General features: G+C 69.2%; 10 protein-coding genes. 9 read left to right on the top strand and 1 reads right to left on the bottom strand.

The annotated features are described in order from the left end of the window. Positions 1–10: 10 nt before the first annotated feature. Entirely contained in the window at positions 11–7,180 is a 7,170-nt protein-coding gene (locus AC57B8_RS30870; protein ID WP_496481670.1) for a prealbumin-like fold domain-containing protein, read from the top strand. Between the two features lie 16 nt (positions 7,181–7,196). Here AC57B8_RS30870 and AC57B8_RS30865 read toward each other — a convergent pair whose 3' ends face one another. After that, positions 7,197–7,979, bottom strand: coding sequence for an IclR family transcriptional regulator (locus AC57B8_RS30865; protein ID WP_062481672.1), 783 nt, complete (start codon positions 7,977–7,979; stop codon positions 7,197–7,199). Between the two features lie 140 nt (positions 7,980–8,119). Between AC57B8_RS30865 and AC57B8_RS30860 the strand changes: the two genes are divergently transcribed. From AC57B8_RS30860 to pqqE, 8 genes are all read left to right on the top strand, one after another. After that, the gene (locus tag AC57B8_RS30860; RefSeq protein WP_369632074.1) at positions 8,120–9,127 is read left to right on the top strand and encodes a TRAP transporter substrate-binding protein; all 1,008 of its coding nucleotides are present in this window, start codon (positions 8,120–8,122) and stop codon (positions 9,125–9,127) included. A gap of 155 nt (positions 9,128–9,282) precedes the next feature. Further along, on the top strand, positions 9,283–10,347 hold the full coding sequence (locus tag AC57B8_RS30855; RefSeq protein ID WP_496481669.1) for a ThuA domain-containing protein: 1,065 nt from the start codon (positions 9,283–9,285) through the stop codon (positions 10,345–10,347). Positions 10,348–10,438: 91 nt separating this feature from the next. Continuing rightward, positions 10,439–12,664 (top strand): outer membrane protein assembly factor BamB family protein, encoded by a 2,226-nt coding sequence (locus AC57B8_RS30850; RefSeq protein ID WP_496481668.1) that lies wholly within the window; start codon positions 10,439–10,441, stop codon positions 12,662–12,664. Between the two features lie 36 nt (positions 12,665–12,700). Continuing rightward, positions 12,701–12,775, top strand: coding sequence for a pyrroloquinoline quinone precursor peptide PqqA (gene pqqA, locus AC57B8_RS30845; RefSeq protein ID WP_013539171.1), 75 nt, complete (start codon positions 12,701–12,703; stop codon positions 12,773–12,775). Between the two features lie 58 nt (positions 12,776–12,833). Beyond that, positions 12,834–13,754, top strand: coding sequence for a pyrroloquinoline quinone biosynthesis protein PqqB (gene pqqB, locus AC57B8_RS30840; RefSeq protein ID WP_496481667.1), 921 nt, complete (start codon positions 12,834–12,836; stop codon positions 13,752–13,754). A 4-nt stretch (positions 13,755–13,758) separates the two neighbouring features. Continuing rightward, positions 13,759–14,496 carry a pyrroloquinoline-quinone synthase PqqC gene (pqqC, locus tag AC57B8_RS30835; RefSeq protein ID WP_496481666.1) on the top strand — a complete coding sequence of 246 codons (738 nt, stop codon included), beginning with the start codon at positions 13,759–13,761 and terminating at the stop codon, positions 14,494–14,496. After that, positions 14,493–14,762, top strand: coding sequence for a pyrroloquinoline quinone biosynthesis peptide chaperone PqqD (pqqD, locus tag AC57B8_RS30830; protein ID WP_070059765.1), 270 nt, complete (start codon positions 14,493–14,495; stop codon positions 14,760–14,762). The genes pqqC and pqqD overlap by 4 nt, the downstream gene beginning before the upstream one ends. After that, on the top strand, positions 14,740–15,918 hold the full coding sequence (gene pqqE, locus AC57B8_RS30825) for a pyrroloquinoline quinone biosynthesis protein PqqE (protein WP_496481665.1): 1,179 nt from the start codon (positions 14,740–14,742) through the stop codon (positions 15,916–15,918). The genes pqqD and pqqE overlap by 23 nt, the downstream gene beginning before the upstream one ends. The last annotated feature ends 10 nt before the right edge of the window (positions 15,919–15,928 follow it).

Genomic DNA, 15,928 nt, shown 5'->3' with positions numbered 1-15,928 from the left:
CGAGACCATGATGCAAAGCAGAACGAGAAACGAAGCGGGCGGGATGGCGCGGTTCGGCGGGGTGTTGAAGGGCGTGCTTGCCGCGACGGCCTTGTGGCTGTTTGCCATGCCGGGCGCACAGGCTGCAACCGCTGCGTGCACGCCGCAGTCGGGCTACAACAGCTGCGTGACCTTCACCCATTCGGGCTCGGCGCAGACCTTCACGGTGCCTGCGGGCGTGTCGTCGGTGCGCGTCACGATGTGGGGCGCCGGCGGCGGCGGCTCCACCGCCGCCGGCGGTAACTCGGCCAACGGGGGCGCCGGCGGCTTTGCCGACGGCACCGTGTCGGTCACGCCCGGCACCGCCATGGCGGTGACGGTGGGGCAGGGCGGGCAGAACGGGGGCACCGGCGCGACCTACGGCCGCGGGGGCGGCGGCGGCAATGGCGCGAACGCGGGCGTTGCCGGTTCGTCGGGCGGCGGCATGAGTGCGCTGTGGAACGGCGGCACGGAGTTTTCGGCGGCCGCCGCGCGACTGATCGCGGGCGGTGGCGGCGGCAGCGCGTTCTGGACCGACGTCGGCAGCCCGGTGCCGGGCGGCGGCGGTGGCGCCAACGGGGGCTCGTCCACCGGCACGGGCGGACGGGGCGGCACCCAGGCCGCCGGCGGTGCGCGCGGCACCCCGAGCGCGGGGACCGTCGCGGCCACCTGTCCGGCCGGCACTGACGGCAGCGCCTTGCAGGGCGGCACCGGGTGCTCGGCGGTCGGTGGCACCCCCCTCCAGTACGAGGGCGGTGGTGGCGGCGGCGGCGGCTGGTTCGGCGGCGGCGGCGGCATGGCCCAGTGCAGCAACACGCCCAATCCCGTCTCGGTCGGCTGTTCCTACAACGGACCGGGCGGCGGCGGCTCGGGCTTCATCGGCACGGGCGTGACCGGCGGCGTGATCACCGCGGGAGCGGACGGCAGCTACTCGGCGGCTTCCAACCCGGCCAACCAGGGCAACACGCTCTACCAGGGCGGCGTCGGCGTGGGCGGCGCGCGCGCTTCGCTGACCGGCTCCACCGGCGGCAACGGCCTCGTCGTCATCCAGTTCAACGTGGTCAGGCTGCAGCTCGCGAAGGCCTGGTCGGCCGGCAGCAACACCGGCGACGTGGCGAGCATTGGCGCCTCTACGGGCGGTACCAACTTCTTCGGCGCCAGCAACACCTCGGCCTTCACCTCGACGGCGTCCACTGCCGCTTCCAGCTCCGTCGTGGGCGTGAACATCGGCAACGTCATCACGCTGCCCGCCGAAACACTGACCACCGGCACGCTGGCGAACTACAACACCGTGCTGTCATGCACCGTGAACAGCGGCACGATGGCCAGCACGTTGAGCGGCACCAACGGACAGGTATCGAACACGCTGACGATCGCCCTCGGCGACATCGGCAAGGACATCGTCTGTACCTACACCAACACGCGCAAGACCGCGACCCTGCAGCTGGCCAAGTCGTGGAACCCCATCAGCGTGACGGGCAACGTGGCGAACATCGGCGCCACCACGGGCGGCGCGGCCAACACTGCGGCGTTCTCGTCGACGGCACCGACGGCCAACACCAGCGCGACCGTGACCGTGGCGGCCGGCAACACGATCACCTTCCCCGCGGAAACCATGAACGGCGGCGTGCTGCCGAACTACACGACCGTGCTGTCGTGTACCGCCGGCGGCGGCGCGACGGCCAACAGCCTGAGCGGCACCAACGGCCAGGCGACCAACACGCTGCAGATCGGCGCGGGCGACGCGGGCAAGGCCATCGTCTGTACCTACACCAACACGCCGAAGACCTCGACGCTGCAGCTGGTCAAGTCGTGGGGCGCCAACAGCCTCACGGGCAACGTGGCGAGCATTCCCGCCTCCACGGGTGGCACCAACAACACCACGGCCTTCACGGCCACGGCCCCCACGGGCGCGAACAGCGGCACCGCCGTGACCGTGGCCACGGGCAACACGATCACGCTGCCGGCCGAGACGATGTCGCCGGGCACGCTGGCGAACTACAACACGGTGCTGGCGTGTACGGCCGGCGGCGGCGCCACGGCCAATGCGCTCAGCGGCACCAACGGACAGAACAGCAACACGCTGCTGGTCGGCGCGGGCGACGCGGGCAAGGCCATCGTCTGTACCTACACCAACACGCCGAAGACGGCGACGCTGCAGATCGCCAAGGCCTGGGGTGCGAACAGCATCGCCGGCAACGTGGCGAGCCTGGGCGCGAGCACGGGCGGTGCGAACAACACCACGGCCTTCACGGCGACGGCACCCACAGGCGCCAACAGCGGTGCGGCCGTGACCGTGGTCGCCGGCAACACCATCACCTTCCCCGCGGAAACGATGCCGACGGGGACGCTGGCGAACTACAACACGGTGCTGGCCTGCACGGCCGGCGGCGGCGCCACGGCCAACGCGCTCAGCGGCACCAACGGGCAGGCCACCAACACCTTGCTGATCGGCCCGGCCGATGCGGGCAAGGCGATCCTGTGTACCTACACCAACACGCCGAAGACGGCCACGCTGCAGATCACCAAGTCCTGGGGCGCGGGCGCCATCAGCGGCAACGTGGCGAGCATCGGCGCGAGCACGGGCGGCGCGAGCAACACCACGGCGTTCACGGCGACCGCACCCACGGCGGGCAACAGCAGCACGGTGAACGTGGTGGCGGGCAACACCATCACGCTGCCGGCCGAGACGATGCCCACGGGCTCGCTCGCGAGCTACAACACGGTGCTGTCGTGTACGGCAGGGGGCGGCGCCACGGCCAACGCGCTGAGTGGCACGAACGGGCAGAACAGCAACACGCTGCTGATCGGCGCGACCGACGCGGGCAAGGCCATCGTCTGTACCTACACCAACACCGGAAAGCCCGCGACCCTGACCCTCGCCAAGCGTTCGCTCGGCGGCGTGGCCGGCTTCGACTTCACGGGCACCAACGGCGTGGCGGCGCACACTATCACCACCACCGTGGCCGGCACGGCCGTCAACGGGCCGCTGCAGACGCTGACCGCGACGGGCACGGCGACCACCTTCACCGAAACCTACACGCCGGCCACGGGCGTGCCCGACTACGTGATCACCGACGTCAGCTGCACGGGCATGGGCAGCGGCGGCACGGTGACGCGCGGCACCGCGCAGAACACGAACCAGTTCACGCTGAATGCCGCGGCGACGGTGGCGGGCTCGAACATCGTCTGTACCGTCACCAACGCCAAGGCGCCGACGGTGCAGCTGCGCAAGAAGTGGGTCAACGCGCTGGTCAACGACGCCTTCACGCTGACCGCCTCGGGCACGGTGCACCCGAACCACAACATCGGCTACGCCTTCAACCTGCAGGCCACGGCCAACACACCCAACGAAACCGACACCGGCGGCGCGCAGCGCGTGGCAGTGGGCGACACCGTGACCCTGTCGGAGACGCCGTTCGGCACCAACGCCGGCTCGTACACCGCCAGCGCCTGGAGCTGCACCGGCGGCGGTTCGCTCAGCGGCAACCTGCTGACCCTGGGCAACGCCGATGCGGGCCTGCCGATCATTTGCGAGATCACCAACACCGCGAAGACGGCGACCGTCACGCTGGCCAAGACCTGGTCGGGCGCGATCGTCAACGACGCGGTGAGCGTCGCCGGCACGGGCCTCACGGCGCTGGCCTCGGTGGCCAACACGGCCGCCGAGACCGACACCGGCGCCGCACAGGCCGTGCCCGTGGGCAGCGTCATCACGCTGGCCGAGAGCTTCACCACCGGCAGCGCCGCCAACTACACCAGCGCGCTGAGCTGCACCGGCACCAGCGGCCTGTCGGGCAACACGCTGACGGTGGGCGCGGCCGACACGGCCATCGTCTGTACCTACGCCAACACGCGCAAGACGGCGGCGGTGACCTTGTCCAAGAGCTGGAGCGGCGCCATCGCCGGCGACAAGGTCAACCTGACGGTCAGCGGCAGCGCCGCCGAAGTGACGGGCGCGACCGCCGGCACGTCGACCGCGCCGGCCACCACCACCAACGCCACGGCCACCGCGGCCAGCGGCGCCACGGTGACGCTGGCCGAGGCCTTCACCACCGGCAACGCCGCCAACTACACCACGACGCTGGCCTGTACCAAGGTGTCGGACGGCAGCACGGTGACGGTGAGCGGCAGCGGCCTGAGCCGCACCTTCACCATGCCGTCGGACAGCGCGGTCAACTGCGCCTACACCAACACGCGCAGGACCGCGACGCTGCAACTGGCCAAGGCCTGGAGCGCCGGCAGCACCACGGGCAACGTGGCGAGCATCGGCGCGACCACCGGCGGCGCGAACAACACCGCCGCGTTCACGGCGACGGCGCCGACGGCGGGCACCAGCGGCACCGCGGTGTCGGTGGCCGCGGGCGACACGCTCACCTTCCCGGCGGAAGCCATGACCACGGGCACGCTGGCCAACTACACCACCGTGCTGTCGTGTACCGCCGATAGCGGCGCCACTGCCAACGCGCTGAGTGGCACCAACGGACAGAACAGCAACACGCTGCTGGTCGGCGCGGGCGACGCGGGCAAGGCCATCGTCTGTACCTACACCAACACGCCGAAGACCGCCACGCTGCAGATCGCCAAGGCCTGGGGTGCGAACAGCATCGCCGGCAACGTGGCGAGCATCGGCGCGAGCGCGGGCGGATCGAGCAACACCACGGCCTTCAACGCAACGGCGCCCACGGGCGCCAACAGCGGCACGGCCGTGACCGTGCAGGCCGGCAACACGATCACGCTGCCGGCCGAGACGATGGCGCCGGGCACGCTCGCCAACTACACCACGGTGCTGGCGTGTACGGCCGGCGGCGGCGCCACGGCCAACGCGCTCAGCGGCACCAACGGGCAGAACAGCAACACGCTGCTGGTCGGCGCGGGCGATGCCGGCAAGGCCATCGTCTGTACCTACACCAACACGCCCAAGACCGTCACCGTGCAGCTGCGCAAGGCCTGGAGCGCGGACAGCACGAACGGCGACGTGGCCAGCATTGGCGCCACCTCGGGCGGCAGCAGCAACACGTCGGCGTTCACCGCGACCGCACCCACCGCCGGCAACAGCGGCACGGCGGTGTCGATGGTCGTCGGCGGCACGCTCACGCTGCCGGCCGAGACGATGACCACGGGCTCGCTCGCGAACTACAGCACCGTGCTCGCCTGTACCGCCGACGGTGGCGCCACCACCAACCCGCTGAGCGGCACCAACGGCCAGGCGAGCAACACGTTGGCGATTGCCGCGGCCGACGCCGGCAAGGCCATCGTCTGTACCTACACCAACGCGAAGAAGACGGTCACCCTGCAGGTGCGCAAGGCCTGGGGCGCGAACAGCGAAGCGGGCAATGTCGCCAGCATCGGCGCGACCACGGGCGCGACCAACAACACGGCCGCGTTCACCGCGACCGCACCCACGGCCGGCAACAGCGGCGCGGCGGTGGTGGCGGCCGTGGGCAACACCATCACCTTCCCCGCGGAAACGATGCCCACCGGCACGCTGGCCAACTACACGACCGTGCTGTCGTGTACCGCCGACGGCGGCGCCACGGCCAATGCCCTGAGCGGCACCAACGGCCAGGCCAGCAACACGCTGGTGATCGGCGCGGGCGACGCCGGCAAGGCCATCGTCTGCACCTACAGCAACAATCGCCTGCCGACGGTGCAGATCCGCAAGCAGGCACTGGGCGGCACGGGCACCTTCGCGTTCAGCGGCACCAACGGCTTCGGCTCGGACAGCATCAACGTCTCGGTGTCGGGCTCGACGGTGGTGGGCACCATCAAGACGCTCACCACGGCCAACACGCAGACGGTGCTGACCGAAGTCGCGGCCTCGATGCCCGGCGGCTTCGCGTTCTCGGGCGCGACCTGCACGGGCCTGGCGGGCGGGGCGACGGCGGCCGTCGACCTGGTGGCGGGCACCGTCACGCTGCCCGCGGCCGGGCTGACGAACGGCACGGCGGTGGTCTGTACCTTCACCAACACGCTCGCGGCCATCGTGAGCGGCCGCGTGTTCCTGGACAACGGCGTGGGCAGCGGCACGGCCAACGACGGCCTCGTCAACGGCGGCGAAGGTCCGCTGTCGGGCGTGAGCGTGCGGCTGACCAACTGCGGCGCCACCGTGTACGCGAGCGCGCTCACGGACGCCTCGGGTGCCTACAGCCTGAGCGTGCCGGCCGGCACGGCCACGGGCTCGGCGATGTGCGTGGAAGAAACCAACCCGGGCACGCGCGTGTCGACGGGTGCCTCGGTGGGCAACGTCGCGCTGCCCTCGGGCTCGGCGGTGGCCGCGGCCGGTGGCACCTACACCTACACGCGCACCGGCACGCCCGACCGCATCGCCTTCAGCTGGAACGGCACGGGCCACGCCAACCTGAACTTCGGCGACGTCGACAACAGCGCCTTCGCGACCGACGGCGCCAAGACCGGCCTGCCGGGCAGCACCGTGACCTACGCCCACACCTTCACGGCCGGCACGGCAGGGCAGGTGCGCTTCAGCGTGGCGAGCGAGACGGCCACGCCGGCCATCACCGGCTGGACGACGAAGGTCTTCGCGGACGTGGGTTGCACCGGCAGCCTGCAGCCCGGCGCGGCGCAGCTGTACCCGCCGAGCGCGGCGGCCACGCCCGTGGCCTTCGCGGGCAAGGTCTGCGTGATCGTGCAGGAGTTCATTCCCGCCACGGCGCCGATGGGCTCGAACAACAAGGCGACGATCCGCGCCGACTTCACCTACACCAACGCGAGCCCGTCGCTCAGCGGCAGCTTCACGCTGGACGACCTCACGACGGTGTCGGGCGTGGCGCTGGAGCTGAAGAAGGAAGTGCGCAACATCACGCAAAGCGGCACCTTCGGCGTGAACAACCAGGCCAAGTCGGGCGAGACGCTCGAGTACCGCATCACCTACACGAACAACGGCGACGCGCCGATCCGCAGCATGGTCGTGAACGACATGACGCCGGGCTACACCACCTTCGTGAGCGCGACCACCGGCACCACGCCGGCGTCGCTCACGGGCTGCGTCAAGACCACGCCGGCGAACGCGCCGCCCGCGGGCGCGGTGGCCTGCACCACGGCCCAGCCCGCCGGCGGCACGGGCGCGATCGACTGGCGCTTCACGGGCACGGTCGAGCCGGGCGGCACGGGCTTCGTGCTGTTCCAGGTGAAGGTGGACTGAAGACCTGGCAGGGCCTTCAGGCCCGGCGCTTGAACAGTGCGGACGCGCCGCTGGCCCGCGCCACGTCGTCCGCCGCGGCCAGCAGCTGCGGGCCCAGCGCGAGCATGCGTTCTTCCGTGAGCCGCACCAGCGGCCCCGCGATGGTGATGACGCCGATCACGCCGCCGTGCGCACCGCGCACCGGCGCGGCCATGGCGGTCATCGCGGGGGCGAACACCTCGTTGATCATCGAGAAGCCGCGCTTGCGCGTGGCGCGCAGGAACACGAGCAGCGCCTTCACGGTGGTCGGCGCTTTCGGACCGAAGTCTTCCGGCTGGCCGAAGCCCTGTTTCGCGACGAGCTGCAGCGCCTGTTCGTCCGTCATGGTCGAGAGCCAGGCGTGGCCCGCGGAGCTGCATGAGAGGTTCACCGACAGGCCCATGTCCGGGTCGTAGCGCAGCCCGCGCGTGGCGCCTTGCGCCTTCGCGACGAAGGTGAGTTCGTCGCCGTCGACCACCGCCAACCGCACCAGCTCGCCCGACGCGACCGCGAGGCGGTCGAGCAGCGGCTGCGCCACGTCGACGATGCCGCTGTTGCTCAAGAAGCTCAGGCCCAGCGACACCAGCTTGATGGTCAGCATGTAGTCGCCATGGCTCTGGTCTTGCCGCACATAGCCGTAGCGCACCAGTTCGCTCAGCAGGCGGTGGGTGGCGCTCAACGGCATTTCCAGCTCGGCAGAAAGCGCGGAAAGCGCTCGGCCCTCGGGGTGGCCGGAGAGGTGTTCGAGCACCTTGAAGCTGCGTTCGAGTATGGCTGTCATGAGACGACTCTAGCATTTTGCCAAGTGTTTTCACTAGTAGAAAGATTTTCCACTAAATCGATAAGATCGCGCCGCCAGGAGTCGGAGCGCGTGTGAAGCGCCCCGGCATGGACCGCTCAATCGCACGCTGGAGAACAACTTTGAGAACGCTTTACCGCTCGCTGGCCACCGCCGGCCTTGCCCTCGCCCTGGTCGTTCCTGCTGTTGCGCAAGCGCAGCAGGAGCGCGTGATCCGCTTCGGCCACCTGAACAACGCCGACCATCCCGTGAGCTTCGGCGTCAAGCGCTTTGCCGAACTGCTGTCGGCCAAGAGCGGCGGCAAGATGAAGGTCCAGGAGTTCCCCGCCTCCCAGCTGGGCAACGAGATGCAGCAGCAGTCGGCCCTGCAGGGCGGCGTGCAGCAGATGTCGGCACCGGCCACCACGTCGCTGGCCGGCATCGTCAAGGAGTTCGGCCTCGTCGACTTCCCCTTCTCGGTGAACAACTTCGCGCAGGCCGATGCGCTGCTCGACGGCCCGTTGGGCCAGGCCCTGATCGCCAAGCTCCCCGAGAAGGGCCTCGTCGCCCTGGGCTACTGGGACCTGGGCTTTCGCAACGTCACGAACAGCAAGCGTCCGATCACCAAGCCTGAAGATCTCGAAGGTCTGAAGATCCGCGTGATCCCCAACCCTGTGTTCCTCGAGACCTTCAAGGCCTTCAAGGCCAACCCCGTGCCGATGCCTTTCGCCGAGCTGTACGGCGCCCTCGAAGCCAAGGCGGTCGATGGCCAGGAGAACCCGTATGCGGTGATCCTGTCGAACAAGTTCTACGAAGTGCAGAAGTTCGTCAGCGCCACCAACCACGTGTACGCCGCCAACATCGTGCTGGTGAGCAAGAAGTTCTGGGACTCGCTCACGCCCGCCGAGCAGAAGATGATGAACGACGCGGCCAACGAGGCACGCGGCTACCAGCGCCAGGTCAGCCGCGCCGCCGCGCAGAAGGCCGTGGGCGACCTGCAGGCCAAGGGCGCGCAGTTCAACGAACTCTCACCAGCTGAACAGAAGCGCATGCGCGACATCGCCAAGCCCGTCGTCGACAAGTTCGCCGCCCAGTACGACCCCGCCATCGTCAAGCTCTACAACGACGAGCTCGTGCGCATCCGCAAGTAGCGCGCCCCCACGGCTGACGACGAATTCCTTCTTCGTTCACGCCGGCAATTTCCGTCACTCCCACGTCTGCGCCTGCCGCCACCCGCGGCGCAGCGACACGTGCTGGGCGCGTGCGCCCGTCCGATTCCGCCATTGACCACCAAGAGGAGACTCCGTTGAAACATTCCAGATCCTTTCCCTTCGGACTTGCATCGGCCGCCGCGCTTGCGCTGGCATTGACTGCCTGCGGCGGAGGCGACGGCGGAGGTGGCACGGCCTTGCCGTTCCTGCCCGTGGCGCCTGCGCCTGCTGCATCGGCACCGCCGCCCGCACCGACGGACGAGGTGCCGGCAACGCCCACCGAACCGGTGGCCGAGGTCGACGACAGCTTCGACGAGTACTACAACGTCTGCCGCGGCACCAACCCCAAGTGCTACAACGACTGGGGCGCCTTCGCCAGCACGCCCGACCGCGTGCTGATCTACTCGCGCACCGCCGGCCCGCGCCATGCCGTGCTCGGCACGCCGATGGCGGCCGGCCTGAACCCGACGATGAACACCGACAACGTGATGCAGGCGGGCCTCGTGCGCATGCTGTCGGCCGAGGGCATCACGGTCGACTGGACCGAGGACGTGGCCGTGCTGGGCAGCCGCATCAACAACTACAAGGCGATCATCTTCGCGAGCTCGAACCGCGACACCTTGTGGAACGGCGCCGTGAGCACCAGCCAGGACGCCGCGCGCACCGCACTGCGCAACTACATGCGCCGCGGTGGCGGCTTCGTCGGCCTGCACAACGCCTTCGGCGCCGAATACAACTGGCCCTACTACGAAGGCCTGTTGGGCAACGCGAACTTCTACAACCACGGACCGAACCGCGCGGGCGATGTCGAGATCGTCTCGGACGACCCTTCGACGAAGGACGTGCCCAAGCGCTTCTCGTTCCAGGACGAGTGGTACAACCTGATGCCCTTCCCGACGAAGGTGAAGTTCCTGGCCAAGGTCGACACCTCGACGCTGAAGCCGCTCACCTCCGCGCCGCATCCCGGCCACGCCGACTTCCATCCGGTCGCCTGGTGCCAGTACTACGACGGCGGCCGCGCATGGCTCACGACCCTCGGGCACAACGCGCACTCGTTCACCGCCGACCTGTCGGGCGTGGGCGCCATCGAGTTCCAGAAGCTCGTCGTGCAAGGCGTGAAGTCGGCGATGGGGCTGACACCTTTCTGCACCACTGAGTAACCACGACCTCCCGGGGCCGGTGCGGCGCCGTGTGCGCGCCACCGGTCGTTTCGAACACCCCTGTTCCAACGTTCACCGAGTAGAGACATCCATGAAGAAAAAATCATTGGTCACGCTGCTGATCTCGTGCGGCGTGCTTGCATCGCCGTTGCTGATCACCGCCTGCGGCGGCTCCAGCGGCGGTGGCGGCACGCCCGTGCTGCCCGTCGTGCCGGCCCCTGCGCCGCCGCCGTCTGCCGGCACACCGCCGCCCGCATCGTCACCGGCCGCCGCCGCACCCGCGGCCGACCTGTCGGACTGCTGCACCGCCGGCGACAAGGACTTTCCGAAGGTCGGCGGCAACCTGGGCAACCAGAACTATTCGAGCCTGCGCAAGATCAACAAGGGCCTGGTCACGCAACTGGGCGGCGCCTGGGTCAACCAGATCGAAGGCGGCATGACCACCGGCAACAACCAGGGCACCACCGTCGTCGTCGACGGCGTGCTCTACATCGAGTCCGCACTGGGCAACGTGGTCGCGGTGGACGGCAAGACCGGCGTGACGAAGTGGAAGTGGACCACGCCCTACGGCAGCATCACCCGCCGCGGCGTGGCCGTCGCCAAAGACCTGGGCCTGGTGTTCACCGTGGCCACCGGCAACCGCCTCGTGGCGCTGCGCACCGACACCGGCGCCGTCGAGTGGATCAAGCAGTACCCGACCAGCAGCACCGATCCCGACTACAAGGGCGCGCTGCAGAAGGTCGCGCTGGTCTATCACGACAAGCGCCTGTACCTGGGCACCAACGACGGCAACCGCGGCGCCGCATTCTCGGCCGACGCACTCACCGGCAAGGTCCTGACCACCTTCTGGGGCGTGCCCCGCGCGGGCGAGCTGGGCTACGACACCTGGGGCGGCGCGCCCGACACGGCACGCACCGGTGCCACGCCGTGGATCCATCCCGCGGTCGACCCCGAGCTGGGCCTGGTGTACTGGACCTTCGGCAACGTGCGCGGCGGCTCGTCGCAGGACGGTTCCTCGCGCCCGGGCCAGAACCTGTTCGCCAACTCCATCGTCGCGCTCGACCTGAAGAGCGGCGAATACAAGTGGCACTTCCAGTCGGTGCACCACGACATCTGGGACATGGACAACGTGATGTCGCCCGTGCTCGCCGACGTGAAGATCGACGGCAAGGACCGCAAGGTCGTCATCTACGGCAGCAAGACGGGCATGTACTACATCCTCGATCGCAAGGACGGCAGCGCGCCGCTGGGCATCGACGAAGTGCCCGTGAAGCAGGACGCCCGCCAGGCCAGCTGGCCCACGCAGCCTCTGCCGCGCCAGGGCGCCTGGACCGAGACCTGCATCGTCGACCAGCCGCTGGGCACGGCCATTCCGGGCGACCCGAACCGCGCGGTGCCCAACTACACGAAGGGCTGCCTGTACGACGCGCACTGGGACGTGCCGATCCTGTCCATCCCGGGCCACGGCGGCGGTGCCAACTGGAACCACCAGTCCTTCAGCCAGCGCACGGGCCTGGTCTACACGGGCATGGGCTACGTGTCGGCGGCGCACTCGCTCAGCGAGTCGAGCAACGGCCTGCGCCCGCCGGGCACCTACATGACCGGGGCGGTCGTGGCGGTCGACCCGAGCACGAACCTCGTCAAGTGGAAGAAGCCGCTGCCGTACTCGGTGGCGCACGGCAACGGCATCCTGAGCACGGCCTCCGACCTGCTGTTCATCGGACAGCCCGACGGCAACCTGCTGGCGCTCGATGCGCAGGACGGCACCGAGCTGTGGCGCTTCCAGACCGGCGCGGCGATCAGCGCGAGCCCGGTCTCCTACGAGATCGACGGCGAGCAGTACATCGCGGTGTTCTCGGGCGGCACCAGCATTCCGTACGGCGACTCGGCCCCGCGCGGCGACCGGCTGTGGGCCTTCAAGGTCGGCGGCGCGGTGACCGCGGCCGCCACGCCGACACCGCCCGTGGTGCGCCGGCCCGTGTCGGGCCAGGCGGTGGAGGGCGCGGCACTGCCGACGCCGAACACCGTGTTCCTGGCGCGCGTGCAGACGGCGGCGAACGAACCGGGCGCGACCGAGTCGACGGCCGTCAATGCCATGACGCCGACCTTCATGCGCGTGCCAGTCAACACCGCCGTGACCTTCACCAACCCCGCAGCCAACGCCAACACCCACTGCGCCACGCAGTTCTTCGAAGGGCGGTTCAATTTCAGGCTGACCCCGGGCCAGTCGCAGACCCACACCTTTGACACGCCGGGCGAATACTTTTACAACGACTGCCATAGCCCGCGCCCGACGGGAAAGATCGTCGTTTATTGAAATGTCCCTCAACCCCAACCCTGAAGGAGCAATGCGATGAAGTGGTGCAAGCCTGAGTTTGAAGAAATGCGTTTCGGTTTCGAAATCACGATGTACATCTCCGCTCGCTGAGCGCGCAGACCCACGGCACCGGCCTTGCGCCGGTGCCGTGTTTTCTTGTTGGACCCCCATGAAGATTCTGGTGCTGGGTTCGGGAGCGGGCGGTGGCTTCCCTCAATGGAATTGCAATTGCCGCCTGTGTGCCGGCCAGCGAAGCGGGCAGGTGCGGGCCACGCCCCGCACGCAGAGTTCGATCGCCGTGTCGGCCGATGGCGAACGCTGGATTCTGCTGAATGCCTCACCCGACCTCGGCGCGCAACTGCGCGCCTCGCCGGCCCTGTGGCCGCGCCACGGCCTGCGCCATTCGCCGATCGAGGCGGTGGTGCTGATGGACTCTCAAATCGACCACGTCGCAGGCCTGCTGAGCCTGCGCGAAGGGCAGCGGCTGCAGCTGTACTGCACGCCCGAGGCCCATGACGACCTCAGCGGCAGCCTGCCGCTGCTGCGCACGCTCGACAGCTACTGCGGCGTGACCTGGCACCCGTTGTCGCTCGAGCCCGGCGGCGGTGCCTGGCACGACATCGCCGGGCTGCGGCTGCAGGCCGTGCCGGTGCCCGGCAAGGCGCCGCCGTATTCGCCGCGCCGCCAGACCGAGGCGCGCAGCGAGAACGCCGCGGTGCTCATCGAAGACCCCACCACCGGCAAGCGCGTGCTCTACGCGCCGGGCCTGGCGCAGGTCGGCGAGGCCGAGCGCCGCAGCCTCGACGCCTGCGACTGCGTGCTCGTCGACGGCACCTTCTGGACCGAGGACGAAATGGTCGCGGCCGGGCTCGGCAAGAAGCACGCGGCCGACATGGGCCACCTGCCGCAATGCGACGGGCCGCACGGCCCCGGCATGCTGAAAGCACTCGACGCCTGCGCTGCAAAACGCAAGGTGCTCATCCACATCAACAACAGCAACCCCATCCTGGACGAAGACGGGCCACAGCGCGCACAGCTCGTGCGCCGCGGCATCGAGGTCGCGTTCGACGGCATGGCCCTGGAGATCTGAACACGTGACCCAAGAGACACAAGGCCCATGGTCCCCGCAGGAGTTCGAAGCGAGGTTGCGCGCCATGGAGTCGCGCTACCACAGCCACCACCCGTTCAATCGCCGGCTCAACGCGGGCGAGCTGCAGCCCTTCCAGGTGCGCGGCTGGGTGGCGAACCGCTTCTACTACCAGTGCCGCATCCCGGTGAAGGACGCCGCCGTTCTGTCCAACTGCGACGACCGCGCCACGCGCCGGCGCTGGGTGGTGCGCATGCTCGACCACGACGGGCACGGCGCCCATGAAGGCGCCAACGCGGGCGGCATCGAGATCTGGACCCGCCTGGGCATCGCCACCGGCCTGGCGCGCGAGGTGCTCGAGTCGCACGCGCTCGTCGTGCCCGGCGTGCGCTTCGCGGTCGATGCCTACGTGAACTTCGCGCGCACGGCGCCGTGGCAGGAGGCGGTGATTTCGTCGCTCACCGAGATGTTCGCGCCGCGCATCCACAAGGACCGGCTCGCGGGCTGGCCCACGCACTACCCGTGGATCGACACCTCGGGCCTGGACTACTTTCGCAGCCGCATTCCACTGGCCGACCGCGATGTCGAGCACGGCCTCGAAGTGGCGATGCAGTGGTGCACCACGCGCGAGCGGCAGCAGCGCGCGCTGCAGATCCTGGGCTTCAAGCTCGACATCCTCTGGGCCATGCTCGACGCGATCGAGAAGGCTTACCCCGACGACCTTCCGAAAGACCAGCAACCATGACCGCATGGACCGACGATGCCCAACCGGCGCTCACCTCGATCTACCGCATGCAGTGGGAAGAGGCGCAGCAGTGCCACGTGCTGCTGTTCCCCGAGGGCATGATCAAGCTCAACGGGCCGGCGGCCGAAATCCTCCAGCGCTGCGACGGCAAGACCTCGGTGGCCGCACTCGTGGCGGACCTGGAGCGCACCTTCGGCGAGAGCGACCTGCATGCCGACGTGCTCGAATTCCTGGAGCAGGCCCATGGACGCCACTGGATCCGCTGAGCCGCAAGTCCGCGCACCCCGCGCGGTCGCCAAGCCGCCGCTGTGGCTGCTGGCCGAGCTGACCTACCGCTGCCCGCTGCACTGCGCTTTCTGCTCCAACCCGGTCGACTACACGCGCTACCGCGAGGAGCTGGACACGGCCGAATGGATTCGCGTGTTTCGCGAAGCACGTGCGATGGGCGCGGTGCAGCTGGGCTTCTCGGGCGGCGAGCCGCTGCTGCGCGACGACCTGCCGGAGCTGGTCGCGGCGGCGCACGAGCTCGGCTTCTATACCAACCTGATCACCTCGGGCGTGGGCCTCACGCCGCAGCGCGCAGAGACGCTCAAGCGTGCGGGGCTGGACCACATCCAGCTGTCGTTCCAGGACTCGAGCCGCGAGCTCAACGACTTCCTCAGCTCCACGAAGACCTTCGACCTCAAGCAGCGCGTGGCCCGCACCATCAAGGACCTCGGCTACCCGATGGTGCTGAACTGCGTGATGCACCGCTACAACCTGCCGCACGTGGGCCGGATCATCGAGATGGCCGAGGCGATGGAGGCCGACTTTCTCGAACTCGCCAACGTGCAGTACTACGGCTGGGCCTGGCGCAACCGCGAGATGCTGATGCCCTCGCGCGAGATGCTGGCCACGGCCGAGGCGGTGGTGCAAACCCATCGCCCGCGCCTGGACGGCCGCATGAAGATCCTCTGGGTGGTGCCCGACTACGCCGAGGGCAAGCCCAAGCCCTGCATGGCGGGGTGGGGCAGCGTGTTCCTCGTGGTGGCGCCCGACGGCGTGGCGCTGCCGTGCCACAGCGCGCGCATGCTGCCCGGGCTCGACTTTCCCAATGTGCGCGAGCACAGCATCCGCAGCATCTGGCAGGAGAGCCCGGCCTTCGGCGCCTACCGTGGCACGGGCTGGATGAGCAGCACCTGCCAGAGCTGCGACGAGAAGGAGAAGGACCATGGGGGCTGTCGCTGCCAGGCTTTTCTGCTGACCGGCGACGCGGCGGCCACGGACCCGGTGTGTCCGAAGAGCCCGCGGCATGACGAGGTAGAGGCGATGGTCAACGCGGCGGGCGACCCGCGCGACATCGGCACGCCGATCCGTTTCGTGCCGGGCGCGCGGCGTGCGGGCGACCTCGTCTTTCGCACCGACGCGAACGCGCTGAGCTGAGAGCACGCGC

This window comes from Variovorax sp. BGA-UO-ETr-C22 (assembly GCF_059567965.1).
Note: the sequence above shows the minus strand (reverse complement) of the source record. Positions and strands in the feature narration are given on the sequence as shown.

Excerpts from the sequence above, each read along its gene's own strand:
- AC57B8_RS30870 (WP_496481670.1), top strand. The coding sequence starts at position 11 with ATGCAAAGCAGAACGAGAAACGAAGCGGGCGGGATGGCGCGGTTCGGC.
- pqqD (WP_070059765.1), top strand. The coding sequence starts at position 14,493 with ATGACCGCATGGACCGACGATGCCCAACCGGCGCTCACCTCGATCTAC.
- pqqE (WP_496481665.1), top strand. The coding sequence starts at position 14,740 with ATGGACGCCACTGGATCCGCTGAGCCGCAAGTCCGCGCACCCCGCGCG.
- pqqB (WP_496481667.1), top strand. The coding sequence starts at position 12,834 with ATGAAGATTCTGGTGCTGGGTTCGGGAGCGGGCGGTGGCTTCCCTCAA.
- AC57B8_RS30850 (WP_496481668.1), top strand. The coding sequence starts at position 10,439 with ATGAAGAAAAAATCATTGGTCACGCTGCTGATCTCGTGCGGCGTGCTT.
- AC57B8_RS30865 (WP_062481672.1), bottom strand. The coding sequence starts at position 7,979 with ATGACAGCCATACTCGAACGCAGCTTCAAGGTGCTCGAACACCTCTCC.